This window comes from Amycolatopsis kentuckyensis (assembly GCF_002155975.1).
Lineage (GTDB): Bacteria > Actinomycetota > Actinomycetes > Mycobacteriales > Pseudonocardiaceae > Amycolatopsis > Amycolatopsis kentuckyensis.
In genome coordinates, this window is sequence record NZ_MUMI01000313.1 from 15,023 (window position 1) to 38,308 (window position 23,286).

A 23,286-nucleotide genomic window follows, 5' to 3' on the forward strand; every position below is an offset into this window, starting at 1 on the left:
TATACAAGTACTGATGAACAGGAGGTGCCGTGAGCAGGATCGAACGCGCCGAGGTGCTGGTCGCCTCGCCGGGCCGCAACTACGTGACGCTGCGGATCACGACGTCCGACGGGGTGACCGGGCTCGGGGACGCGACGCTCAACGGCCGTGAGCTCGCCGTCGCGAGCTACCTGCGCGACCACCTCGTCCCGCTGCTGATCGGCCGCGACCCCGCGCGCATCGAGGACACCTGGCAGTACCTGTACAAGGGCGCGTACTGGCGGCGCGGGCCGGTGACGATGACCGCGATCGCCGCCGTCGACACCGCGCTGTGGGACATCAAGGGCAAGGTCGCCGGCCTGCCGGTCTACCAGCTGCTCGGCGGCCGCGCCCGCGACGGCGTGCTGGTCTACTCCCACGCCAGCGGCGAAGACGTCCCGGCGCTGCTCGACGACGTCGCCCGCTTCCGCGACCTCGGCTACCGCGCGATCCGCGCCCAGGCCGCGGTGCCCGGCGTCGCGGGCAGCTACGGCGTCCGGCACGGCAAGGTCTACGAACCGGCCGCGACCGCGCTGCCCGACGAACAGCCGTGGAGCACCGAGGCCTACCTCGACTTCGCGCCGACGTACCTGCGCGAAGTCCGCGAGCGCTTCGGCTTCGGCTTCCACCTGCTGCACGACGTCCACCACCGGCTCAGCCCGATCGAGGCCGCCCGGTTCGGCAAGAGCGTCGAGGACTGCCGCCTGTTCTGGATGGAAGACCCGACACCGGCGGAGAACCAGGAGGCCTTCCGGCTGATCCGCAGCCACACGACCACGCCGATCGCCGTCGGCGAGGCGCTCACCTCGATCTGGGACGTCCAGCACCTCATCACCGAGCAGCTCATCGACTACGTGCGCACCACCGTCGTGCACGCCGGCGGCATCAGCCACCTGCGCCGCATCTTCGACCTCGCCGCGCTCTACCAGGTGCGGACCGGTTCGCACGGCGCCACCGACCTCTCGCCGGTGACGCTCGCCGCGGCGGTGCACGTCGACATCTCCGTGCCGAACTTCGGGATCCAGGAGTACATGGGCTTCGCCGACGAGACCGCCGAGGTCTTCCACGGCGGCCCCACGTACGCCGACGGCATGCTGCTGCCGTCCGAAGAGCCCGGGCTGGGGGTCGAGTACGACGACGAGGTCGCGGAGAAGTTCCCCTACGACCCCCGGTACCTGCCCGTCGCGCGCCGCCTCGACGGCTCCGTCCACGACTGGTGACGGCGATGAAGCGACTCAGCTCGTCCACTGCGGACCTTCCGCGGGCGGCACGGCCCCAGATCGTCCACTTCGGACTCGGTGCCTTCCACCGTGCCCACCAGGCCGTGTACACCGAGGCGCCGTGGGGCATCGCGGCGGTGGCCCCGCGCTCCACCGACGTCGTCACCGCGCTGCGCGCCCAGGACTGCCTCTACTCGGTGACCGACCCGGCGACCCGCGTGGTCGGGTCGATCGTCGAGGCGCTGCACCTGGGCTCGGACGCCGCCCGCGTCGGCGAGCTGCTCGCGTCACCGGAGGTCACGGTCGTGACCCTCACCATCACGGAGAAGGGCTACCGCGGCGGCCCGGTCATCGGCGCCCTCGCCGCGGGCCTCGCCGGCCGGTTCCGACGCGGCGGCGCGCCGATCAGCGTCGTCTCCTGCGACAACATGACCGGCAACGGCCGCGTGCTGGAGCGCGCCGTTCGCGAGTCCGTGACCGGGCCCGGCCGCGACCGGGAGCTGGCCTGGCTGGCGGAGTCGGTGGCGTTCCCCTCCACCGTGGTCGACCGGATCGTCCCGGCCACGACCCCGGAACACCGCGCGCGAGCCGCCGAAGCGCTCGGCCTCGACGACGCCGTGCCGGTGTTCGCCGAGCCGTACCGCCAGTGGGTCCTCGAAGACGCGTTCGCCGCCGGAACCCCGCCGTGGGACGGCGCCCGGTTCGTCCCCGACGTGACACCGTTCGAACAGCAGAAACTGCGGCTGCTCAACGGAACGCACTCGGCGCTGGCCTACCTCGGGTCCGCCGCCGGGTACGAGACGGTCGCCGATGTTCTGGAAAGCGAGTGGGGCGAGCGGTTCGTCCGCTGCTTCGGTGCCGAGGCGAGTGCGGCCCTGCCCGGCGACCACGGGCCGTACGTCGAGCAGCTCGTCGACCGGTTCCGCAACCCGGACATCCGGCACCGGCTGAGCCAGATCGGCTCGGACGGTTCGCTGAAACTGCCCGAACGGTGGTTCGGCACCCTCCGCGACCCCGGCAGCACCCCCCTGCTGGAACTCGCTCTCGCCGGCTGGGCGCGCGCCACCGAACCGGACGCCGAGACCGGCATGACCGACCCCCTGGCCGGGGAACTGGCCGCCTGCTGGTCCGCGCCGGACGACGTCGAAGCCGTCCGGCGGTTGCTGCACCTGGTCGGCGCCCCCGAGGACGGCACCCTCCCGAAATCGGTCGCCCGCCACCTGCCCGCCCTGCGGGCCGGGCGCATCGAAGTCTGACCCCCTGATCACGAGCAACGGAGCACAGTGATGACGGACAACCCACCGGCGGTGGCCGTGCAACCCCAGCAGAACCGCACCACCCGCGACCTGGTCCGGGCCGCGGTGTCCGGCTGGCTGGGCACGGCCATGGAGTTCATGGACTTCCAGCTGTACTCCCTCGCCGCGGCCATCGTCTTCAACAAGATCTTCTTCCCCGACGTCAGCCCGGCCATCGGCCTGATCGCGGCGATGGCGACCTACGGCGTCGGGTACGTCGCCCGCCTCGCCGGGGCCGTCTACTTCGGACGGATGGGTGATCGCCTGGGCCGCAAGAAGGTCCTCTTCATCACCATCGCGCTGATGGGCGTGTCGACGACGTTGATCGGCGCGCTGCCGACGTACCAGGCCGTCGGCCTCCTGGCCCCGATCCTGCTCGTCGCGCTGCGGCTGATCCAGGGCTTCGGGGCGGGCGCGGAGATCGCGGGCGCCACCGTGATGCTCGCCGAGTACGCGCCGGTGCGCCGCCGCGGCCTGATCGCCTCGCTGGTTTCGCTGGGCACCAACTCCGGCACGCTCGCCGCGTCCGCGCTGTGGGCGCTGCTGATCGGCGTGCTGTCGGACGAGCAGCTGCTGTCCTGGGGCTGGCGGCTGCCGTTCCTGCTCAGCTTCGTGCTGATGGTCTTCGCCGTCTGGCTGCGGCGCAACCTCAAGGAAAGCCCGGTGTTCGAGGAGCGGCCGGACGTCGTGGCCGGCGTCGCGCTGTCCCGCGCCGAGCTGGCGGACCAGGGCGTGCTGGAGACGGGCCTGCGCCAGCGCAAGGGGAAGGCGTTCTTCCTCGCGCTGGGCCTGCGGTTCGGGCAGGCGGGCAACTCCGGCGTCGTGCAGACGTTCCTCGTCGGCTTCGTCGCGACGACCTTGGCGGTCAGCAAGTCCGTGCCGACCACCGCGATCGTCTACGGGTCGCTGCTCGGGTTCCTGACCGTCCCGCTGGTCGGCATGCTCGGCGACCGCTTCGGCCGCCGCCCGGTCTACATCGCGCTGACGCTGCTGACCGCCGTTCTCGCGTTCCCGCTGATGTTCCTCATCACCAGCGGCACCACCCTCGCGCTGGAAGTCGGCATGATCATCGCGCTCAACGTCGGCGTGCTCGGCCTGTTCTCGCTGGAGAGCGTGGCGATGGCGGAGCTGTTCGGCGCCCGCACCCGGTTCACGCAGCTCGCGCTGGCCAAGGAGATCGGCGGCATCCTGGCCACCGCGATCGGCCCGGTGGTCGCGGCGACGCTCACCGCGGCGACCGGGCACTGGTGGCCGGTCGCGGCGATGCTCGTCGGGTACTCGCTGATCACGCTGGTGGCGACGATCCTGTCGCCGGAGATGCGCGGCCGCGACCTGGTCCGGCTGGAGGACGCGGCGTGAAGGCGGTGATCGTCCACGGTGCGGGGGACGTGCGCGTCGACGACGTCCCGGACCCGGTGCCCGGCCCGGGCGAGGTGCTGCTCGCCGTCGAGTGGGGCGGGATCTGCGGCTCCGACCTGGCCTACTGGCGCCACGGCGCGTCCGGGACGGCGACGCTCAGGCACCCGCTGGTCCTGGGTCACGAGGTCGCCGGGCGCGTCGACGGCCGGCCGGTCACGGTCCACCCCGCGCAGGTCGTCGGCGACGAGCCGCTGCCGGAGCGGCTCGCCGGGCGGACCAACCTGCACCGGCAGGTCCGCTACTTCGGGTCGGCGGCCTTCGACCCGCACACCGACGGCGGGTTCTGCGAGTACAAGGTGGTCCCGGCCGGCCAGGTCCGGGCCCTGCCGGACGGGGTCGGGACGCGCGAAGGCGCGCTGGCCGAACCCCTCGCGGTCGCCCTGCACGCCGTCCACCGCGCCGGCGACCTGCGCGGCCGGGAGGTCCTGGTCAACGGCGCCGGGCCGATCGGCGCGCTGGTCGTGGCGGCCGCGAAGCACCGGGGCGCCCGCACGGTCGTCGCGGCGGACATCGCCTCGGTGCCCCTGGACATCGCGCGGGCCATGGGCGCCGACGAGGTGCGCGACCTCGGCGCGGGGGACCGGCTCCCGGACGACATCGAGATCGTCTTCGAAGCCTCGGGAGTCCCGGCCGCGCTGGGCGGGGTGCTCCGGGCGACCGCGCGCGGCGGCACGCTCGTCCAGGTCGGGAACCTGCCCGGCCGGCCGGCTCCGGCCGAGCTGGGCGACCTGGTCACCCGCGAGATCACCTGGACCGGGTCCTACCGGTTCGCCGGCGAGCTCGACGACGCGCTGGTGGCGTTGGGCGACGGCCTCGACGTCACGCCGTTGATCACGCACACCTTCGGCCTCGACCGGGCCACGGAAGCACTGGCCGCGGCCGCCGGGGGAGCCGGCAAGGTCCTGCTGCGGATCGGGGAACGATGACGGGCTCGGTCGTCACGCTCGGCGAGACCATGGCCCTGCTGACCACCCCACCGGCCGGCCGGATCACCGGAGGCACGGGGCTGGCGGTCGGCATCGGCGGCGCGGAGTCCAACGTCGCGATCGCGCTGGCGCGGCTCGACGTGCCCTGCACGTGGATCAGCCGGGTCGGCGACGACGCGCTCGGCGCCATGGTGGTCAAGGAGATCCGCGGCGAAGGCGTCGACGTCGTCGTGCGGCGCGACGGCGACGCGCCGACCGGGATGATGCTGAAGGAACTGCGCGGCGGCCGCCCGTGGCGGGTCCGGTACTACCGGCGGGACAGCGCGGCGTCCCGGCTGTCCCCGGACGACGTCGAGGAATCGCTGATCGCGTCGGCCTCGATCCTGCACCTGACCGGCATCACGCCCGCGCTCGGTCCCGGGCCGTCGTCTGCGGTCGAGCGGGCGATCGCCGTCGCCCGCACGCACGGCACGCTGGTGTCGTTCGACGTCAACCACCGGCGATCCCTGTGGTCCGAAGCCACGGCGGCGCCGGTACTGGCGCGGCTCGTGGCGGCCGCCGACCTCGTGTTCGCCGGCCCGGCGGAAGCGACACTGGTGCTCACCGGCCGCTGGCCCGAGTCGGACGACTCGACGGTGGCCGAGGGAGCCGCCCTGGCGGCCCGACTGGCCGATCTCGGGCCCGGCACCGCCGTGGTCAAGCTGGGCGAGCTCGGGGCCGTGGCCCGGCAGCGGGGCGAACCGGTCCACGTCGCGGCCCGGCCGGTCGAGGTCGTCGACACGGTCGGCGCCGGGGACGCGTTCGTCGGCGGCTACCTGGCCGAACTGGCCGCCGGCCGGTCCGTTCGCGAGTGCCTGGTGACGGCGACGGCCGCCGGGACGGCGGTGTGCACGGTGCCGGGCGACTGGGAAGGCCTTCCGACGCGGGCCGAGCTGGCCGCGGCGGACCGCGAAGTCGTGCGGTAGCCGTGGCTTGACCTGGAGCGCGCTCCAGCCTCTAGCGTGAGGTCACGCCGACCAACCGTCAGGAGCACGCTTCATGGAACTCGGTTTCCACCTCCCCATCTTCGACATCGACGGCGGGACTCCCGCCATCGCCGGTGAGCTCGCCCGGGTGGGCGCCGCGGCCGAGGAGGCCGGGGCGACCTGGCTGTCCTTCATGGACCACTACTTCCAGATCGAGCCCACCGGCCTGCCCGCCGAGTCGAACATGCTGGAGGGCTACACGACCCTGGGCTTCCTCGCCGCGCACACGTCCCGGGTCGAGCTCGGCCTGCTCGTCACCGGGGTCACCTACCGGCACCCGGGCCTGCTCGCGAAGATCGTCACCACCCTCGACGTCCTTTCGGGCGGCCGGGCGGCGCTGGGCATCGGCGCGGCCTGGTTCGAGCGCGAGCACCGGGGGATGGGCGTGCCGTTCCCGCCGGTCGCCGAGCGGTTCGAGCGGCTGGAGGAGACGCTGCGGATCTGCGCGCAGATGTGGGACCCCGCTGACAACGGCCCGTTCGAGGGCCAGCACTACCAGCTCGCCGAGACGCTCTGCGCGCCCCAGCCGATCAGCCGGCCGAAGGTGCTCATCGGCGGCGGCGGGGAGCGCAAGACGCTGCGGCTCGTCGCCCAGTACGGCGATGCGTGCAACCTCTTCGCGTCGTCGCCCGCGGACGTGACGCACAAGCTGGACGTGCTGCGCCGCCACTGCGACGACCTCGGCCGCGACTACGACGCGATCCGCAAGACGGTCCTGGCCAACAACCCGCGTCCGACACCGGAAACCCGCGACGAGTTCGTCCGCGCGATGGCGGACTACGCGAAGCTCGGGATCCAGCAGGCGATCATCACGCCGACGACCGGTTCGCCGGCCGCGTGGATCGAAGGCATGGCGCCGGCCGTGCCGCAGCTGGCCGGACTGGGCTGAGCCTTTACTTCCCGATAACCCCGGCTCTGGTAGTCAGGAACCGGACCGGTGGACCGCCGGATCCGGGCCTGTCGCGCCCTCTTGGTCCACAATGGACTCTCTCTGGTCGTTTTTCCTTTCCGGTGAACCATTCTCGATGGAGCGCCGTGTGCCCTGGTGAGGTGGCGACCAGAGAGGAGGGGCTCGATGCCCCACGTGCGCAGTACCGGACGACACCGCAAACCGGCGACGATCGGGCTGGTCGCGCTGCTGGGAGTCGCGGGAGCGACCGCGACGGCGATCGCGCTCAGCAGCCCGGCGAGCAACGCGGCCACGGAAAGCTGCGGCGGCCTGGACACGGCGCTGCAGAACAACTTGACGTTCATCGCGGGCCAGCAGGCCGCCCCGGACGCCCAGTCGGCGGCGAGGATCACCAACCGCCAGGCGGTGGTGGAGCAGATCCAGCAACGCCGAGCGGCGGCCGGCTGCGACGGCGCGGTGGCGGCGAACGCGGTGGCGGCCGAATGCGCGGCGATCGCCCAGGCCGGCGAGGCCGTGGACCAGCAGGCCGAGGCGAACGGCAAGGCCGAGGGCAACGGCAAGGCGAAGAACGGCAAGAACGGCAAGGAAGCCAAGGACAAGGCCGCCGAGCAGGGCATGGCGGGCGAGAACGGCATGGCCGCCGAGAACGGCATGGCGGATCAGCAAGGTATGGCCGGCGAGCAGGGTATGGCCGGCGAAAACGGTATGGCGGACCAGCAAGGGATGGCCGGCGAGCAGGAAGCCGATGCCCAGGACGGATCCGCCGCCAACGGCAAGGCCAAGAAGAACAAGGCGGCCGAGAAGAACGCCGAGCAGGACGCGGCCGACCAGGGCGACGCGGCCGCTCAGGCGTGCGACGTGGTCGAGAAGTGCGTGGCGCAGGCCGCCGGGGTCGCCGACGAGAACGGCATGGCCGAGCAGAACGGCATGGCCGACGGCAACGGCGCGGCGAAGCAGAACGGCATGGCCCACGAGAACGGCATGGCCGGCCAGCAGGGCATGGCCGACCAGAAGGGTGCCGCCAAGCAGAAGGACATGGCGGGCGGCAACGGCATGGCCGACGAGAACGGCATGGCGCAGCAGAACGGCATGGCCGACCAGAAGGGCGCGGCCGAGCAGAACGGGATGGCCGAGCAGAACGGTATGGCCCACGAGAACGGCATGGCCGGCCAGCAGGACGCGGCCGAAAACGCCGCCGCCGACCAGAACTGTGCGGCCGTCCTCGAGTGCGTCGCCCAAGCCGCCGCTGCGGACCAGAAGGGTGCTGCCGCGGACCAGCAGGGTGCCGCCGCGGAGGACAAGCAGGGCGCCGCGGCCGGGAACGATGGCCAGGAGAAGGCCAAGAACAAGAACAAGAACCAGGCCGACGCGGCGAAGCAGGCCGCCGCGGTCGCGGAGAAGTGCGTAGCCGAAGCCCAGGACGCGGCCGCGACTGCCACCGCCGGGAAGTGAGACCAGGAGGGTGTGCACCGGGAGCGGGCCGGTGCACACCCTCCGTCACCGTCGCCACCCGATCCGGTGACCCACGGGAACTCCGCGCCGCCGTCGTTCGTTCACTGAACGCACCCCAGTAATCTGGTGCGTGCACCCGACGACCGACGACAGCACGAGGCTTCAGTGACCACCGACCCGGCGGCCGAGGACCTGCGCGAGGCGGCCGACGAGCTCGCCGTCGCCGGGCAGCTCCCTCGGTTCCTGCTGATGTACAAGTTCGCCATCGAAGAGCTGATGACGAAGCTGCGGATCCTCAGCGAGGAGTTCGACTTCGTCCACCAGCACGACCCGATCGAGCACATCACCAGCCGGGTCAAGCGGCCGGAGGCCATCAAGGAAAAGGTGCGCCGCCGGGGGCTGACCGGCGACTGGGTTTCCGCGGCCGCCGCGCTCGACGACATCGCCGGGATCCGGGTCGTCTGCCCGTTCGTCTCCGACGTCCACGAGGTCGCCCGGATGCTCACCGCGCAGGACGACGTCGAACTGCTGCGCACCAAGGACTACATCGCGCGCCCGAAGGCGAACGGCTACCGCAGCCTGCACCTCATCGTCCGCATCCCGGTCTTCCTGTCCGACCGCGTCGAAAAAGTCAAGGTGGAAGTGCAGCTGCGCACCATCGCCATGGACTTCTGGGCGGCGGTGGAGCACAAGCTGTCGTACAAGTACCGCGACAGCGTCCCGCCCGACTTCGCCGGCGAACTCGCGGCGGCGGCCCGGACGGCGGCCGACCTCGACCGCCGGATGGCCGCGCTGCACGAACGGATCCGCTAGGGCTCGCCGAGGGCGTCGAGCATGATCCGGAGCCCGAATTCGAACTCCGCTTCGTGGTCGCACACCGCCAGGTAGGGCGCCGCCACGGAGACCGCGGGCAGCCCCGAACCTTCGAGGTCCGCGAGGCGCTGGACGCTGCCGCCGAACGTCGGCGCGGCCTCGACCTCGCGCATCAGCGTGCCGATGAGGAACGCCAGCACCGCCCGCAGCCCGTGCACCGCGCGGTCCGGCTGAAAACCCGCCGCGAGCAGCGGCGCGAGCACCGCCTCCACCGGCGCCAGCGCCGTCATCGACGCGAGCCGGCGGGTCAGCACCAGCGGCGCCGCCCGCGGGTGGCCGAGCATCGCGGCCCGGAACCCGTGCGCCAGCGCCGACATCGTCTCCCGCAGGTCCGCCTCCGCCGGCGGCGTGGGGATCGCGGCGAGCAGGACCTCGGCGATCCCGTCCAGCAGGGCGTCCTTGCCGTCGACGTGGTTGTACAAGCTCATCGGGTCGACGTCGAGCCGCCGCGCCAGCTTGCGCATGCTGACGGCGTCCAGGCCCTCTTCGTCGACGAGGGCGAGCCCGGCGAGCAGGATCCGCTCGCGCGACAGGACGCCCTGGGCCGGACGGCCCCGCCGGGTGGTCACGGCGCGAGCACCGCGGGCAGGTTCTCGTAGCCACGCAGGATGCGCGTCGGCCGGCGGCGCCCACCGGGCAGCACGCGCAGGCCGGGGAACCGGTCGAAGATCGTGCGCAGCCCGATTTCCCCCTCCATGCGCGCCAGCGACGCCCCCAGGCAGTGGTGGCGGCCGGCGCCGAACGACACGTGGTCGCGCGCGCCGGCCCGGGTGACGTCGAAGACGGCTGGGTCGGCGAACACCCCGGGGTCGCGGTTGGCGCCCGCCAGCACGGTCGTGACCAGCGCCCCGCGCGGCAGCGGAACCCCGGCGACCTCGGTCGCGCGGGTGGCCATCCGGCCGGTCAGCAACACCGGCGGGTCGTACCGCAGCACCTCCTCGACGGCGTTGCCCCACAGCTCCGGCCGTTCGCGCAGCACGGCGAGCTGCCCCGGATCGCCCGCGAGCAGCGCGATGCCGCTGCCGAGCAGGTTGACGGTCGTTTCGAAGCCGGCCGCCAGCACCAGGCCCGCGGTCGACTTCAGTTCCGTCTCGGTGAGGCCGACGCCGCCGTCGCGGGCCGCGACGAGCTTGCTGAACAGGTCGTCGCCGGGGTTGCGGCGCAGGTGTTCGAGGTGCTCGCCGAGCCAGGTGTCGAACTCGGCCAGCGCGGTCTCGACGTGGCGGAACGTGCGCCAGCCGAGCCCGAGGTCGAGGCTGGGCGCCGCGGCCGCGCCGAGCGAAAGCACCTTGCCGAGGTCGGACGGCGGCACACCGAGGATCTCGCTGATCACCGTCACCGGCAGCAGCCCGCAGTAGGCCTCGACAAGGTCGATCGGGGCGCCGGGGTCGAGCGCGTCGAGCAGGCCGTCCGCGATCTCCTGCACCCGGCCGCGCAGCTGCTCGACCGCGCGCACGGTGAACACGCCGGTGACCAGCTTGCGGTAGCGGGTGTGCTCGGGCGGGTTGACGGCCAGCAGCGACGGCGGCCGCACCGGGTGCAGGTGCCCGGCGGCCGACCACTCGGCGAGCCGGCCGAGCGCCGAGCCGTCGGACCCCATGAAGCCGACGCGGAAGTCCTCACTGGCGAGCACTTCCCGGACGGCGGCGTGCGTGGTGGTCATCCAGCCGAAGCGGGTGCGCGCGAGCGGGCCGGCTTCGCGGATCTCCTCGAACAGGCCGGTCAGGTCCCGCCCGTCCGCCGCGGCGACGACCATCCGGCCCTGCAGGTCACCACGCCGGGCCTCGCGGCGCAGCACGGTCCGGGGGAGTGCGTGGCCGAGGCTCCAGCGCACCACGGGTTTCGTCCAGGCCAGGGCTCCGGTCATGACATCCCCTCCGGTCGGCGTACCTACAGTGTAGGTTATCGGCGATCCAATTCGACACGCCGTCGATGCTCAAGCAGCTGGTCGGCGGGGTGGACAAGAAGAAGCCCAAGAACTGGCTCCTGCTGGCCCGGGGTTCCTCCGGATGTCCGGCGGGCAGCCCGACCCGCGGCTGACGGACACCGTGGAGCCGGAGCTCGGCTGAGCCGCCCTACCGTGGTTGTCCGGACCTGTCGCCGACCGGGGCCAGCAGCACGCCCAAGGCGATCAGTTCCGTCAGCGCCATCCCGCGTTCCACCAGGCCGAGCGGGATGAGCGTCCACCAGCGGCCGTCCTCCGCCGCGGCCACCACCACCGCGCCCAGGATCACCGCGAACCAGCCCAGCGACAGGATCCCCAGCACGATCGCCAGCCGGCGGCGCCCGGGCGACGACGGGAACGCCGTGCGCGCCGCGACCAGGACCGCCAGTGGCAGGGCCACGAACGCCACCACGCTCGCGATCCGGTGCAGCGTGCCGCCGAAGTCCGCGCGGGAGACCGTGGCCCAGTCCGGTTTGGGGAACGCCACGATGACCAGCAGCCCGACTGTCCACAGTGTCCCCAGGATCGCCGCGGGCACCGGGAGCCGCCGTTGGCCGCGCAGGACCGTCAGGCCGGCCGCCGAGCCGAGGGCGACCAGGACGACCGCGAGGTCGAAGACCCACTTGCGATCGGACAAGCCGTATTCGCTGATCGTGCGGCGGGTGACGCTGATTTCGTCCGTCGGCGGGATGACCTGCAGCAACAGCACCAGGCCGGCGCCGATCACCAAGGCCGCGATGCCCGTCAGCGAGACCGCGACCGACACCCGTCGCGCAGGGAACGTGACCATGGACCGACAGTAGCCGACCGGTGGTTGAACTCTCCGTGAAAGTGTGGAGCGGGTTGAACGCTGTACGACTTACGGCGGTGTCCGCGGCCGGATTTCCTCCATTATGGTCGCTCGGTTCCGGTACGTCCGTGCGTGCCGGTCTCGGTCAAGGAGGTCGCTTCCTGTGGGGAATTCACCAAGACGGCTGGTGATGCTGGCTTCGGCCGTCGCACTGGCCGGAACGTTCGTCGCGCTGCCGTCCGGCACGGCGGGCGCGGCGCAGAACATCCTGCGCGCCGACAAGTCGGTGGCGCGCTCGTGCTTCGCGAAAGTGCTGCCCAAGGGCACCGCGGGCACCGATCGCCGCGAGCTGACGTCCACCGTGGACGGACTCGTCCAGGCGCGGCTCAAGCCGGCGCAGGGCGCGGAGGGCGACTGGGACGTCGCCGTGTTCGACAAGGCCACCGGCGCGGTGGTCGCCGCCTCGGCCGCGTTGCGCAGCCACGAACTCGCCGAAAGCTTCGTGAAGAAGGGGCAGGAACTCGTCGTCCAGGGCTGCCGGTACGGCGGCTCGGCCGGCCAGGCGCAGCTGGGGGTCGACTTCCTGGCGCTGACGCCGCAGGGCACGCCGACCGGGACGACCCCGGCGGCCCAGCGCGCGGAGCTCGTCCGCGTCGAGACGCCCACGCGCGCCGACAAGAACAAGCTGACCGCCCTCGGCCTCGACGTCACGGAGAAGGGTGACGCGACCGGCGTCGAGGTCGTCCTCGCCGGCGACGCCGACCGCAAGACGCTCAAGGACAGCGGCTTCAAGTCGAAGGTCATCGAGGCGGACCTGTCGGCCAAGTCCGTCCAGGACGCGAAGACCGACCGCCAGTACGCCGCCAAGACCGACGCGTCGGCGCTGCCGTCCGGGCGCACCAGCTACCGGCACCTCTACGAGTACAACTTCGAGCTGAAGGAACTGGCCCGCAAGAACCCGGGCCTGGTCTCGGCGTTCACCATGCCGGAGTCGACCTGGGAAGGCCGGGACGTCGTCGGCGTCGAAATCGCCACCGACGTCAAGAACGTGACCGACGGCAAGCCGGTCAACTTCACCATGGGCGTGCACCACGCCCGGGAGTGGCCGGCCGGCGAGCACGTCATGGAATGGGCGTACGAGCTGGTCAACGGCTATTCGCGGGACGCCGCCATCCGCTCCATGGTCAGCAAGACGCGCAACATCGTCGTGCCGATCATCAACCCGGACGGCTTCGAGATCTCCCGCGAGGCCGAGCCCAAGGGCGACTTCACCCGCTTCGACTACGAAATGAAGTCAAATGGGGAGTCAGCGACCTTGCTCTGACCTGGGGCAGTACGTCTATCAAGATCATCGGGTAAGAAACGGGTAAAGCTCAGATGTCCTGGGCGCTGGCGTATCGGTGCTCTGCGCACATCCACACCGGCGTCTCGTTGCCCCAGATCTCCTCAGCGAACGGATCGGGTGCGAAAGTCACCTCGCCGCCGCAAGATCCGCTTCCCGCATCCACGCACTCGCCCGGCTCCGTCGACTCGGCCGTCATTCCGCGTCCATCACGACCGGGTCGGACAAAGTCGCCGCGACGACGGTGACCATCTCCACGTGTCCGCGCTCCGCGTCCGCCAGCGTGGAGTACCGATCGCACTGTTCGTCGTGGCTAGATCCTTCCGCGAAGACCATCGTCTCGAAGATGATCGGCAGCTCGGATCCGAAGCTGTGATCGATCCCGAGCCAGACGGTCGACACCTCGAAGACCTTGCTGGGATCGGCCGCATCCATGATCGTTGACCGCGCGACGCGCTTGTAGTCAGCTTCGCTGATCAGTACCCCGAACTGGCCGTCGGTGATCGGCAGACCGTCTTTGTCGTAGTAGTTCATCGCTCCTCCATCTCCGGATACCATGACGCCATGGCGACATCGAGTTCGATCACATCTGGGTGTTCGCAGAACTCGGCGAAGTCCGCGGCCTCCAGGGTTCGCATCATCCACGTGAGCTGCTCGACGTTCATGAACATCGCGTGCGCCTGAATGTGCGCCGGGAGGTTGCGGTCGTCGGCGGTCATGCCGCCGCCTGGGCGCACGGGTAATGCGACTCGCCGCCACGCTCGTGCCACGGACCAGGGTAGTTCGCCGTGCCCGGGATGGCCTGGCAGTTGCACCAGGTGTCCATCGGCGGCTTGACACGTCCCTCGACAAGGCCGCACGACTCGCAGTCATCCGTCGGGGTGCCGCCCGGCGTACACATCTGCTCGCCGCAGCCCTCGCAGAACACGGGCGGTCCAAGAATGTAGCTCATCGGTCCTCCTTTTTGCCGGCTCGCCATGCCATGCCGGGCCGCGATGATTCCCACTGTTCGATGTCGGCGAGTCGTTCCTTCTCCCAGCCCGGCGTGTAGGCGATCATGGCGTCCGGCTCGGGGAAGTCAGGGTGGCGGTTTCGCCAGCTGGCGACAGTGCTGACGGTCACGCCGAAATGTCGGGCGATGTCAGCGATGCCGAGGTAGGTCTTCATGCGACACGGCAGGCTTCAGCAAGCGCAGCTTGCCAGGTGAGGAAGCCCTGCTTCCTCCGACCGCCGCCGGATAGCCCATCAGCGGGCCGCGGCGAGCTCGACAACATCCAGTGACCGGTCAGGGAATTCTTCCAGATGTAATATTTGCTCATGCGTCCAGGTTACGCGCCTACTGCAACCCTGTCAACACCTATCTCAGGGTCATTTACCGACGGCATCGTCGCCTACAGAAATGTCATCCGCAAACAGCTCGGCATCCACGATGTCGCGGGTGCGATCCTGCACGTCCGGCCACTCGTGCGTGTAGGTGTTCAGGGTGACCATCGGCGTCGAATGCCCCAACGCCATCTGCACCGTCTTGACCGACTTGCCTTTGTGGATCAGCAGCGTGGCGAAGTAGTGCCGCAGGTCGTGCAAGCCGTAGCCTGCCGGCAGGCCGTCGACAGCCGCGACAACGTCGCGCCACACGTCGGACCAGTAGCCGCCGTAGATCGGCCGGCCGCCCTCGTAGCCCGAGCCGACACGGCGGCTCGCGTCGCCCGCTTCGCGCTCCGGCGTCGTGAACAGCAGGTGGACGTCGCGTTCGACAGGTTTACGTTCGTTCGTCCAATCCCACAATCTGACGGGCTTGAACACCTTGATGCCCGCGATGTGCGCTGACAGCTTCTCCGCGACACCAGTCGGCAGGTCGACGTCCCTGCTCGACAGTTTCGTCTTCGGCGCGGCGATGTGCACGCCACGGGCCTTCGTCCACTTCACCTGCTGGCGCACTCGCACTTCGCGGCGCAGGAAGTCGACGTGTTCGAGCTCGAGGCCGAGGGCTTCCGACGGCCGCAGCCCGCAGCCGGCCGCGAGGAACGGCACCGGCGCCCAGCCTGGGCGGATCGCCGCGAGCTTCATCGACAGTTGGTGCACCTGAGCCGGAGTCGCGACGTGATACTTCCGCTTGTCGGGCGGCGGCAGGCTGACCGAGGTGCATGGGTTCTTGCCGATGACGTCGTCGTCGAACGCGGTCGTGAACATCGCCTTGACGTAAACCCAGCCGGTGCCAAGGCTCGAGGCGGCCATCTGGTCGGCGCGGCCTTTCACCCAGGTTTGCAGCGTCGACCGCTTCAGCTCTGCCATGGCCTTGTTGCCAAGTGTCGGCAGGACGTGCAGGCGGAAGAAGCGTTCGACGCCGGCCGCGGTCGAGCCGTCATGGATCTGCGCGGCTCGCCACTTCTCGGCGTATTCGGCAACCGTCACCTGGCCGGCGCGAGGGTCGATGTACTTGCCGCGACTGATGTCGGCGTTGACCTGACTATCCCACTCGTCAGCCCCGCCGGGCCCCATCTTCTTGTCGAACTTCTGCGTCAGGGTCTTCTTGGTGTCCGGGTCGACCCAGTCGACCCGCCAGCGTTTACCGCGGTTGTGACTGGCGCTGGGAACCTTCTTCCCCGTCTTGACCATCTTGCCGGTATTCGGGTCTTCGACGCGTTCGTCCTTGAACCATAGGTCGTGGACGCTCACTTCACCCTCCTGATGTACCCACCTGGTCCTGTGGCCCGTGCCAGCAGGTCGTCAATCGCTCGTTCCTCTTCAAGCGCCGCCTGCCTGGCTTCCATGGCGGCGAAGCGCCGGCGGATGACGTGCGCCCAGTAGACGCCCCAGGAGAACACCACGGCGATCATGGATGCCATGGTCATGCAGGCGATGACAGCGTTCGGCACGGTTTCGTCGGACACGAATCCGATGTAGACGGCGCCGATGGCGAGAACGCTGATCGCGATCGCCATGATCAAAACGCAGTCGAACTCCCGGGCGGCGTCTTGAACCTTCGGCGCTTCGATGATCTTTTCGTGAATCACGGCTACCCCTCCGATGAAATTTCAAGCAACTCTGTGTTACTAACATCATCGTCGGAGATCGACGCAAACGTTGCAGGTTAGAGGTTACGGTCGCGTTGCGAGCCGGTGTCATCCGGCCCCTGGTGCAGATGCATCATCGCTGGTCCCGGCCTTCATCGCCCACGAATAAAGGCCTTCCGGCCCTAGCGCTTTGGCGATGCCGCGCAGTTCGGCCATGGTGTAGACGTTGCCGCCGACTTCGAACCGAGCTTCGTCGCTGTCGGTAGCCGTATCGGCACCGTCGTCGGCGGTCGCCGGGAACTCGTCGATCTCGCCGTCCAGCACGCGCTGCATGGTGCCCAGAGGGAGGCCGAAGAAGTCTTCGAGTGCGTTCATCGACGACTCGCTGACTACCCGACGGCCGGACTCAATGGCCTGAATCGTGTCGTCCGACACCGCAAAACCCGTAGCTTCGGCAAGCCGCAACTGGCTGGTGTAACCTCGAGCCTTCCGCGTGCGCCGGGCCAGCAGGCCGAGGAGTTTCTTGCGGTCACCACGTGCATCCATGCGATGACGATGGACCAGCGGCCGACTCCCATGCAAACCGCGCGTTGCTGGTCGATCAAGGATCTTCCCCACCTGAGTCATGCAGACACCGTAACTTGGCAACCTACAGATCTGCAACTCCTGAACGAATCCTGTTATCGAGCCGTGACAGATCAGGACTTGCGGGATTTTCAGGATTGTAAGTACTGTGATCGTCATGAACAGCGAACAAGACCTCCTCGCCCTGATCGGCCCACTGCCCGAGCAGCCGCAGACGCCCACGGCGCCGACGCCGTGGCGGTGCGTACGGGATGACAGTGGCTTCGTCTACGACGTCAACGGCGTCCTGGTTGCGGAGTTCGTGGCCGCCGATATCGCGGCCCTGGTCGTCAAGCTCGTCAACGCCGCGGCGACCTCGCGCTGCGCCGGAGGCGCAGCGCGAGGTCGACCACTACGTCGATGAAGACGGCACGAAGTGGTGGGAGGTCGCGCCCGACAACTTCCGAATCGGCAAGACTCGCGAGCGCGCCATCGAACGCCATGCTGCGGAACCACTTCGCGGTCTCTCCGCCTGGACCGCCGAGCAGCTAGCCCGCGAGGGCGCCACCCCGGTCTACAAGCCGTGACAACCCCGGCAGCCGGGCCGTCGAAGACGCCGCAGCCGACGCGACCCGCCAAGACGTCCCCGCCCACCAAGCCCCCGACGAAACCGCAGAGGTGACGCAATGAAAGCACAGAACGCGGCCGCTATGCGCGCCTACCGCATCATCAACGGCCGCCAGAAGACCATCCCCATTCCGACCGAGGTGTTTGCCGCAGCGCTCGAGGCCGAAAGCCTGCAGCCGCTGGTCGACTTCCTCGGCGACGGCCTGGTCGCGGCGATCGCGATGGCGGCGAAGCAGTCATGAACGACGAAACCGGCGGCATCCTCTGCGTCCTGCTGTTCTTCGCGGCGCTCGCGCTCCTCGGGGCGTTGCTGTGACCGAGACGCGATACCTGACGACCCCGCAGCTGTCGAAGCGCTGGGGCATCCCCGAAGGCACCCTCATCCACTGGCGCAAAGTCGGACGCGGGCCGAAGTACTACAAGCTCGGCCGCCACGTCCGCTACCGCGAAGCCGACATCCAGAAGTTCGAAGCCGCGAGCGCCGCCTAGACAGCCGGCGGGGCGGAGAGAATAGGCCGCCGAGCCCGTCCGTTTCGCCGGTCACAAACATCCACGAATTCGACGAAGGGCACTGCCATGCCTGAAAGTAAGTTCGATCACGGTCCGATCAAAACGTTCGAGGTCACTTGGACGAACGGCCACGTCGAGGAGATCAAGGCGCATCAGGTAATCCTGCCGCTTCCCGACATGGGGGGCATGTATGGCGAGCTCGCTACGAAGCGCGTCGACTACATCAAGTTCCACGGCGAGATCGATGGGCGATGGCAGCTGGTCCTCGCCGTCCGGGCAGGCCTGATCGACGTCGTTCGCGACAAGGCCACAGAGACGCTGTAATGCCCGCCGATCCTCACGCCGCGAAAGTCGCGGAATTCCTGCGACAAATCGACTTCCAGCGTCCGTGGATGAAAACCTACCTGGGCGATCCGCCGATGCTGGACGGCCGCAACCTCTGCACCTTTTGCGGCAAAGACTTCCCCGCGCACTCCGACGGCCGCACCGCTGTCTTCAGCTACAACGTGTCGCGGACGCTGCGCGAATACCACCGCTTCGACTTCGGCGGACACGGCTACTTCGAGGACGAAAGGACCGACTGATGGAAGAACCATTCTGCGTCTGCGGCCACAACGAGTCGGAGCATCTTGAGATCGTCAACTACGCATGCATGGGGCACGTTGGCGACAGGGTTTGCACCTGCCGTGGCTATCGCGAAGGTCGACGATCCCGGGATCCGGAATGACTGCCCCGCTGCCGCAGCCAGAACCGATGGGGGCCGCCGACTACGAAGAGCTAGCCAACTTCCTCGACGCCGAAGCCATTCGGGAGCGTCTCGCCAACGGCGGCGTCGCCAGCATTATCTACACGCACATCGCGAAAACCGCGGCATACCTGCACGCCAAAGCCAAGAGGATCGAGGAACAGTCATGAACCCGGGCATCAAGCGCCGGTGGGTCGAAGCCCTTCGCAGCGGCGACTACCGACAGGGGACCGGCCAGCTCAGCCGCGATGACAAGTTCTGCTGCCTGGGCGTGCTCTGCGACGTCGCAGTCAAGTCCGGCGTCACGGTCAGCACCAAGACCGACGACAGGTCGACCGGTTACGACAACAGTTTCGTCTTCCTTCCGCCGCGAGTTCAGGAGTGGGCAGGGTTGCCGGAAAACGACCCGAATATCGCCGTCGCAAACACCTGGCTTAGCAGCCTGAACGACGACGGAGCCAGCTTCGCAGAGATCGCCGACCTGATCGACGAACACCTGTAGGCCGCTGTGACCATCCGCATCTACGTCCGTGACAATCAGCCCGGCGTACACAGGCAGATCCTCGAAGCGATCCCGCAGCCGTATCACCGGCAGATCGACGACGTCATCTGCGTCAAACGGTCGGAAATCCCGAAGGCCGCCGACTTTGTGTTGCACTGCGGCCATGGCCGGCCGACGACCGCTGCGGAAGGGTTCGCCGCGACGCGAGGGACGTTCCTGGTGTGTATGCCGGAAGCGACGTCATGGTTTCAGGAGAAGTTCGCGGCGAAGGTCGCGGCCGGCGCGGACGTGGTCGTCCTTGACGCCGGGCTCCACAAAGTCTTGAGGGTGATCTAGATGGACTACGAGTATTTCAGAGACTACCCGGCCCTGAATAGCGTCTGGCGCTATCGGCCAGGAGAAGAGCGCGGCGATTGCCGCAATGAGGACTCCAACGGGTGGCACCGAGCCTGCACGACTCGAAGATCCTGGGATGAAGAGGGCTTCATTCCCTGGCCGTACGAGTCTCTTCCGGATTGGGCGAAGTCATGAACCTCTTCCCGCACGCGAAAGACGTCGTGCAAATCACCGGCCATCCCCGCCATCAAGGCTGCGATCTTCACGGCATGGTCGGCTTCGTCGACTTCGTGGAAGACCAGGTCGTGACGCTGCATTTGGATAACGCTAACTGCGGCATCCGCGCCGCGGTGGATGACCTCGACGTTCTCTATCGAACCAGGTGGTGACAGCAATGGGTGCATGGAAAGACGCGAAGAAGAAGGTCGAAGAGATCATCAAGGAAGAGATCGACGACAAGCGTCAGGCCGGCAAGGAGGGCAAGAACTGATGTCGCAAGATATCAAGCGCGAACGCGAAGCCGTCGTCCGCGTGGGCAGTCGGCACGGTATCCACCTGTACGACGGCGACACGGCGATCGGCACGATGCTGACCGTCGAATGGGACAGCCGCGTGGTCACGGCGTTCAAGGATGCCAAGTACTACCGCGACATGGCGGTAGGCGACCATCGGCGCGTCGCCGAGCTGACGGCAGAACTGCGCAACGTGAACGCCAAGCTCGCCGAAGCCAACGACGCCCTGGAACGGGCGGGGCGTCGTGACCCCCGCGTTCAGCGCGTCTTCGACTGGCTGGACCGCAAGGAAGCCACGATCCGCGACCGCGTCAACTTCGCCATCGCGCCGGCCGACGGCTTCAGCGACCTTGGCGCCATCGAGTCGCGGGCGGCGAAGCTCCGGCACGCACAGTACGACAGCAAGCTGCTCGGCGAACTCCGCGGGTTGTTGGCACCGGCGACCGAAGACGTCCAGCCGTCTGTGCGGTACTGGCGATGTGGTTGTGGCTACTTCTACCGTCAGCTTCCTGGACGCGAACTTGAGGCCGCGGAACGCGGTGACAAGCTGTGGAAGCCGTCGCCGTTCAAGACGTTCGAAGGCATGAACGAGGACTCCTGCGACGTCCAGGAGCTGACCTACGCAGGGCTGACCAAGGCCATGACGTCATGAAGCCACTGACGCCGAAGCAGCGGCAGACACTCAGCCTCGCCGCCGATGGCGCCTCCTACGCCGAGATTGCCGCCGCGCTTGGTATCCCCGCCTTGACCGTCCGGGAACGCATGAAGGCCATCTACCGCATCTACGGCGTCAACAGGCGCACCGAGGCGGTCCTGACTGCGATTGAACGCGGTGATCTGCTAGCCGACAACGGTTCGAAGACGCCGACGCCGACAAACATCCGCATGTCGCAGGATGGCGCAGTGGCCGTCTACGAGCCGAAAGGGCCGTCGCGCCCGCGGCCGTGGAAGGTTGTTCACGCCGCCGGCGACTACATGTTCCTGCAGCGGCTGATGCAGCAAGACGTCGCCGGCTGGGAAGTCCTTTACAACCACAACCATCAGGGCGCGGCATGACTGACGACCTCACATGGGCGCCGCCACCGCCCGTCAACCGCGGCGGCCGGCGACCCAGCCAGGAATGGTTCGACATCGCCGCCAAGCTGCGCCAGAAGCCGGGGGAGTGGGCGATCGTCAAGTCGGCGAAGTCGCCGTCGAACGCCTCCGACATCGCGATGCGCATCCGCCGCGGCGGCATCGAAGCATTCGCGCCGGCAGACACCTTCGAGGCAACCAGCCGCAGCGACGGCGGGGACATGTTCGTCGTGTACGCCCGGTACGTGGAGGTTGACGGTGCTTGAGCTGACCGAGCCGCAAGTCGTCGACAGCGGCACTGGCGGCAAATTCGAGATGGTCCACCTGGTCTGCGACTGCGACGAAACCAAGTCGCTGTGCGGCGTCGACGTCGCGGTAGACGTCGACAGTAGCGATCCGGAAGACGAATGCGTCGTCTGTCAAGACTTGCAGCAGTTCGACTGCGAACGCTGCGGTGAATAGGAGGACGTGATGAAACGCATCCTCGCCATCGCGGCCGCCGCAGCCGCCATCTGGTGGCTCGCCGTGAAAGTCCTGCAGCAGATCGACCGCGCCGACCGGTCGCCATTGGACGACCGCCTCGACGAGATCCAGCCGTTCTGGCTTGACGCAGACGACCAGGCGTACCGGGAAGCCGTGGAGCGTGGAGGATGAGGGAAAACTACGGCAGGAAGACGCACTGGGTCGACGCAACGCCAGTTCGCGATCACGTCAACAGGCTGCGCGAGTTCGGCATGGGCACGCCGACGATCGCCCGCGTGGCTGGCGTGCACGTGTCGGTGGTTCAACACCTGATCTGGGGCCGACCGTATGCCAAGCTCGAACCGGCGCAGAACATCCACAAGCTGCTCGCCCGGCGCCTGTTGCGCGTAGAGCCGAAGCTGGCCAACTGCAGCCCAATGGCGCTCGTCTCAGGTGTCGGACCTCGGCGACGGCTGCAGGGGCTCATTGCCGACGGCTGGTCGCCATCGGAGATCGCTCGACACCTCGACGTCGACAAGGTTCTGATCCACCGCTACCTCAAGGCTGACCGTGTCGCGGCAAAGACAGCCATCGAGATCTGCAAGCTGTCTGAAGCCCTGGCCAATGTCGACCCGCCGCGGGCGACGCGTTACGACAAGCAGAATTACACGAAGGCCAAGAATAGCGCGGTGCGTCATGGCTGGGTGACGGCACTGGCGTGGGACGACATCGACGATCCAGACGAAGAGGCGCCCGCCGGATATCAACCACGTAAGGGCAACGAACGCTTCGACTGGGACGACGTTGAACACTTCCGGCGGTTCGGCATGAGCGACGCAAGGATCGCCAACTCACTCGGCGTAAGCGTCAACACCATCAAGGACTACGAGAGAAGAAGGCGTAATGACGCAGCAGCCTGAAACCAAGAGCTCCGGTGTCCGTGACAGCTTCGCCGGCGGAGGCGTCCGCGACGCCGAGGCGGGCAAGCCGCGGTTCGACCTGCTCCGCCCGGTCAACGTGCCATACCAGTCGCAGATGCTGACCCGCTTCGCCGCTCTGATGGGCCGCGGCGCCGGCTACTACGGCGATCGCAACTGGGAGCAGATGTCCGACGCTGCCGCGCTCTCTCGCTTCCGATCGAGCGCGGCGCGCCACTTCGAGCAGTGGTTCGCCGGTGAACACGACGAGGATCACGCGGCAGCGGTGTTCTTCAATATCACCGGCGCCGAGTACGTGCAAGGAATCCAAGACGGACTGTGGCTGCCCCTGGAGGTCGGCTAGTTGGCGCCTCGTAAGGGCTTTCGTCACAGCGCGGAGACGCGTGCGAAGATGTCAGCAGCGAGAAAAGGTAGAAGGTTCTCCGACAAGCACAAGGCTGCATTATCAGCTGCGTCAAAAGGAAGACCAAAGACTCGAAAGACTCTGCAGTGCGGGAACTGCGGGAAGCTTTTCGAAGGAACCGCCAGGGCAAAGTTCTGCTCAGTCAGTTGCGGCCGGGGGTTCAGGGGAACAACCCTCATGAGATCACCCGCCTTTGCGCACTTCGACAAGCTCTGCGCAATCTGCCAGAGGGATACGGAAATTGTTGGAGATCACGATCATTCGACAGGTAGACCACGGGGGATCTTGTGTCGAACGTGCAACCTGGCCGTCGGCAACCTCAGAGATGATCCAGCGCTCGCATTGCGAGCCGCTGAGTACTTAAGACAATCGAAAGAAGCCTAA

At 68.3% G+C, this 23,286-nt stretch carries 34 protein-coding genes and 1 pseudogene; 26 read left to right on the plus strand and 9 right to left on the minus strand.

Translation table 11 applies throughout. The features are described from left to right. The first annotated feature begins 29 nt into the window (after positions 1 to 29). The 8 genes from manD (at position 30) to CCN39_RS28090 (ending at position 9,078) form a co-directional block, all read left to right on the plus strand. Positions 30 to 1,238 (plus strand): D-mannonate dehydratase ManD, encoded by a 1,209-nt coding sequence (manD, locus tag CCN39_RS28055; protein ID WP_086846911.1) that lies wholly within the window; start codon positions 30 to 32, stop codon positions 1,236 to 1,238. A 5-nt stretch (positions 1,239 to 1,243) separates the two neighbouring features. Further along, positions 1,244 to 2,494, plus strand: a complete 1,251-nt coding sequence (locus CCN39_RS28060; protein WP_086847079.1) for a mannitol dehydrogenase family protein — start codon at positions 1,244 to 1,246, stop codon at positions 2,492 to 2,494. A 30-nt stretch (positions 2,495 to 2,524) separates the two neighbouring features. After that, complete coding sequence (locus CCN39_RS28065; RefSeq protein ID WP_086846913.1) at positions 2,525 to 3,892, plus strand: MFS transporter; 1,368 nt, start codon at positions 2,525 to 2,527, stop codon at positions 3,890 to 3,892. Continuing rightward, positions 3,889 to 4,878, plus strand: a complete 990-nt coding sequence (locus CCN39_RS28070) for an L-idonate 5-dehydrogenase (protein WP_086846915.1) — start codon at positions 3,889 to 3,891, stop codon at positions 4,876 to 4,878. Before CCN39_RS28065 ends, CCN39_RS28070 begins: the two co-directional genes overlap by 4 nt. Further along, complete coding sequence (locus CCN39_RS28075; protein WP_086846916.1) at positions 4,875 to 5,843, plus strand: sugar kinase; 969 nt, start codon at positions 4,875 to 4,877, stop codon at positions 5,841 to 5,843. Before CCN39_RS28070 ends, CCN39_RS28075 begins: the two co-directional genes overlap by 4 nt. A gap of 73 nt (positions 5,844 to 5,916) precedes the next feature. Then, the gene (locus tag CCN39_RS28080; protein ID WP_086846918.1) at positions 5,917 to 6,792 is read left to right on the plus strand and encodes an LLM class F420-dependent oxidoreductase; all 876 of its coding nucleotides are present in this window, start codon (positions 5,917 to 5,919) and stop codon (positions 6,790 to 6,792) included. 186 nt (positions 6,793 to 6,978) lie between these two features. Then, the gene (locus tag CCN39_RS28085) at positions 6,979 to 8,265 is read left to right on the plus strand and encodes a hypothetical protein (protein WP_086846920.1); all 1,287 of its coding nucleotides are present in this window, start codon (positions 6,979 to 6,981) and stop codon (positions 8,263 to 8,265) included. A gap of 165 nt (positions 8,266 to 8,430) precedes the next feature. Beyond that, positions 8,431 to 9,078 (plus strand): GTP pyrophosphokinase, encoded by a 648-nt coding sequence (locus CCN39_RS28090; RefSeq protein ID WP_086846921.1) that lies wholly within the window; start codon positions 8,431 to 8,433, stop codon positions 9,076 to 9,078. Here the strand turns inward: CCN39_RS28090 and CCN39_RS28095 are convergent. The 3 genes from CCN39_RS28095 to CCN39_RS28105 all read right to left on the minus strand — a co-directional run bounded on the left by CCN39_RS28095 (position 9,075) and on the right by CCN39_RS28105 (position 11,873). Continuing rightward, complete coding sequence (locus tag CCN39_RS28095) at positions 9,075 to 9,707, minus strand: TetR/AcrR family transcriptional regulator C-terminal domain-containing protein (protein WP_244211042.1); 633 nt, start codon at positions 9,705 to 9,707, stop codon at positions 9,075 to 9,077. The genes CCN39_RS28090 and CCN39_RS28095 overlap by 4 nt on opposite strands. After that, positions 9,704 to 11,005: a cytochrome P450 gene (locus CCN39_RS28100; RefSeq protein WP_086846923.1), complete on the minus strand. Its 1,302-nt coding sequence runs from the start codon at positions 11,003 to 11,005 to the stop codon at positions 9,704 to 9,706. Before CCN39_RS28100 ends, CCN39_RS28095 begins: the two co-directional genes overlap by 4 nt. 208 nt (positions 11,006 to 11,213) lie before the next feature. Next, positions 11,214 to 11,873 carry a DUF998 domain-containing protein gene (locus CCN39_RS28105; protein WP_244211043.1) on the minus strand — a complete coding sequence of 220 codons (660 nt, stop codon included), beginning with the start codon at positions 11,871 to 11,873 and terminating at the stop codon, positions 11,214 to 11,216. Positions 11,874 to 12,063: 190 nt separating this feature from the next. Between CCN39_RS28105 and CCN39_RS28110 the strand changes: the two are divergent. Beyond that, a pseudogene (locus tag CCN39_RS28110) lies at positions 12,064 to 13,167 on the plus strand (M14 family zinc carboxypeptidase); the annotation flags it as partial. Between the two features lie 243 nt (positions 13,168 to 13,410). Here CCN39_RS28110 and CCN39_RS28115 read toward each other — a convergent pair. The 6 genes from CCN39_RS28115 to CCN39_RS28145 form a co-directional block, all read right to left on the minus strand. Continuing rightward, complete coding sequence (locus CCN39_RS28115) at positions 13,411 to 13,749, minus strand: hypothetical protein (protein WP_086846925.1); 339 nt, start codon at positions 13,747 to 13,749, stop codon at positions 13,411 to 13,413. Further along, on the minus strand, positions 13,746 to 13,934 hold the full coding sequence (locus tag CCN39_RS28120; protein ID WP_143264174.1) for a hypothetical protein: 189 nt from the start codon (positions 13,932 to 13,934) through the stop codon (positions 13,746 to 13,748). The genes CCN39_RS28115 and CCN39_RS28120 overlap by 4 nt, the downstream gene beginning before the upstream one ends. A gap of 229 nt (positions 13,935 to 14,163) precedes the next feature. Beyond that, the gene (locus CCN39_RS28130; RefSeq protein WP_086846931.1) at positions 14,164 to 14,382 is read right to left on the minus strand and encodes a hypothetical protein; all 219 of its coding nucleotides are present in this window, start codon (positions 14,380 to 14,382) and stop codon (positions 14,164 to 14,166) included. Between the two features lie 201 nt (positions 14,383 to 14,583). Next, on the minus strand, positions 14,584 to 15,891 hold the full coding sequence (locus CCN39_RS28135) for a tyrosine-type recombinase/integrase (RefSeq protein ID WP_086846933.1): 1,308 nt from the start codon (positions 15,889 to 15,891) through the stop codon (positions 14,584 to 14,586). Further along, a complete protein-coding gene (locus tag CCN39_RS28140; RefSeq protein ID WP_086846935.1) occupies positions 15,888 to 16,229 on the minus strand; it encodes a hypothetical protein in 342 nt (113 codons plus the stop codon). The genes CCN39_RS28135 and CCN39_RS28140 overlap by 4 nt, the downstream gene beginning before the upstream one ends. Before the next feature lie 108 nt (positions 16,230 to 16,337). Beyond that, positions 16,338 to 16,856: a helix-turn-helix domain-containing protein gene (locus CCN39_RS28145; protein ID WP_158104554.1), complete on the minus strand. Its 519-nt coding sequence runs from the start codon at positions 16,854 to 16,856 to the stop codon at positions 16,338 to 16,340. Positions 16,857 to 16,971: 115 nt separating this feature from the next. Between CCN39_RS28145 and CCN39_RS28150 the strand changes: the two genes are divergently transcribed. From CCN39_RS28150 to CCN39_RS53045, 17 genes are all read left to right on the plus strand, one after another. Then, positions 16,972 to 17,217: a hypothetical protein gene (locus tag CCN39_RS28150; RefSeq protein WP_086846939.1), complete on the plus strand. Its 246-nt coding sequence runs from the start codon at positions 16,972 to 16,974 to the stop codon at positions 17,215 to 17,217. Between the two features lie 262 nt (positions 17,218 to 17,479). Further along, the gene (locus CCN39_RS49535; RefSeq protein ID WP_143264175.1) at positions 17,480 to 17,662 is read left to right on the plus strand and encodes a hypothetical protein; all 183 of its coding nucleotides are present in this window, start codon (positions 17,480 to 17,482) and stop codon (positions 17,660 to 17,662) included. Between the two features lie 70 nt (positions 17,663 to 17,732). Beyond that, on the plus strand, positions 17,733 to 17,909 hold the full coding sequence (locus CCN39_RS49540) for a helix-turn-helix transcriptional regulator (RefSeq protein ID WP_143264176.1): 177 nt from the start codon (positions 17,733 to 17,735) through the stop codon (positions 17,907 to 17,909). Between the two features lie 87 nt (positions 17,910 to 17,996). After that, positions 17,997 to 18,254, plus strand: coding sequence for a hypothetical protein (locus tag CCN39_RS28155; protein ID WP_086846941.1), 258 nt, complete (start codon positions 17,997 to 17,999; stop codon positions 18,252 to 18,254). Then, positions 18,254 to 18,514, plus strand: coding sequence for a hypothetical protein (locus tag CCN39_RS28160; protein WP_143264177.1), 261 nt, complete (start codon positions 18,254 to 18,256; stop codon positions 18,512 to 18,514). The genes CCN39_RS28155 and CCN39_RS28160 overlap by 1 nt, the downstream gene beginning before the upstream one ends. A 139-nt stretch (positions 18,515 to 18,653) precedes the next feature. Next, positions 18,654 to 18,845, plus strand: coding sequence for a hypothetical protein (locus CCN39_RS49545; protein WP_143264178.1), 192 nt, complete (start codon positions 18,654 to 18,656; stop codon positions 18,843 to 18,845). Then, positions 18,842 to 19,177, plus strand: a complete 336-nt coding sequence (locus CCN39_RS28165) for a hypothetical protein (RefSeq protein ID WP_086846945.1) — start codon at positions 18,842 to 18,844, stop codon at positions 19,175 to 19,177. The genes CCN39_RS49545 and CCN39_RS28165 overlap by 4 nt, the downstream gene beginning before the upstream one ends. A 6-nt stretch (positions 19,178 to 19,183) precedes the next feature. Continuing rightward, positions 19,184 to 19,513 carry a hypothetical protein gene (locus CCN39_RS28170; RefSeq protein WP_086846947.1) on the plus strand — a complete coding sequence of 110 codons (330 nt, stop codon included), beginning with the start codon at positions 19,184 to 19,186 and terminating at the stop codon, positions 19,511 to 19,513. Positions 19,514 to 19,704: 191 nt separating this feature from the next. Continuing rightward, positions 19,705 to 19,902: a hypothetical protein gene (locus CCN39_RS28175; protein ID WP_086846948.1), complete on the plus strand. Its 198-nt coding sequence runs from the start codon at positions 19,705 to 19,707 to the stop codon at positions 19,900 to 19,902. Between the two features lie 100 nt (positions 19,903 to 20,002). Continuing rightward, a complete protein-coding gene (locus CCN39_RS28180) occupies positions 20,003 to 20,677 on the plus strand; it encodes a hypothetical protein (protein WP_086846950.1) in 675 nt (224 codons plus the stop codon). Beyond that, on the plus strand, positions 20,674 to 21,081 hold the full coding sequence (locus CCN39_RS28185) for a response regulator transcription factor (protein ID WP_086846952.1): 408 nt from the start codon (positions 20,674 to 20,676) through the stop codon (positions 21,079 to 21,081). Before CCN39_RS28180 ends, CCN39_RS28185 begins: the two co-directional genes overlap by 4 nt. Beyond that, complete coding sequence (locus CCN39_RS28190) at positions 21,078 to 21,365, plus strand: hypothetical protein (protein WP_086846954.1); 288 nt, start codon at positions 21,078 to 21,080, stop codon at positions 21,363 to 21,365. The genes CCN39_RS28185 and CCN39_RS28190 overlap by 4 nt, the downstream gene beginning before the upstream one ends. Continuing rightward, positions 21,358 to 21,561 (plus strand): hypothetical protein, encoded by a 204-nt coding sequence (locus CCN39_RS28195; protein WP_086846956.1) that lies wholly within the window; start codon positions 21,358 to 21,360, stop codon positions 21,559 to 21,561. Before CCN39_RS28190 ends, CCN39_RS28195 begins: the two co-directional genes overlap by 8 nt. Before the next feature lie 9 nt (positions 21,562 to 21,570). Continuing rightward, the gene (locus tag CCN39_RS28200; protein WP_086846959.1) at positions 21,571 to 21,753 is read left to right on the plus strand and encodes a hypothetical protein; all 183 of its coding nucleotides are present in this window, start codon (positions 21,571 to 21,573) and stop codon (positions 21,751 to 21,753) included. Next, complete coding sequence (locus CCN39_RS28205; RefSeq protein ID WP_086846962.1) at positions 21,750 to 22,481, plus strand: helix-turn-helix domain-containing protein; 732 nt, start codon at positions 21,750 to 21,752, stop codon at positions 22,479 to 22,481. Before CCN39_RS28200 ends, CCN39_RS28205 begins: the two co-directional genes overlap by 4 nt. Next, entirely contained in the window at positions 22,465 to 22,842 is a 378-nt protein-coding gene (locus tag CCN39_RS28210; protein ID WP_086846964.1) for a dATP/dGTP diphosphohydrolase domain-containing protein, read from the plus strand. The genes CCN39_RS28205 and CCN39_RS28210 overlap by 17 nt, the downstream gene beginning before the upstream one ends. Before the next feature lie 237 nt (positions 22,843 to 23,079). After that, the gene (locus tag CCN39_RS53045) at positions 23,080 to 23,286 is read left to right on the plus strand and encodes an endonuclease domain-containing protein (RefSeq protein WP_434781126.1); all 207 of its coding nucleotides are present in this window, start codon (positions 23,080 to 23,082) and stop codon (positions 23,284 to 23,286) included.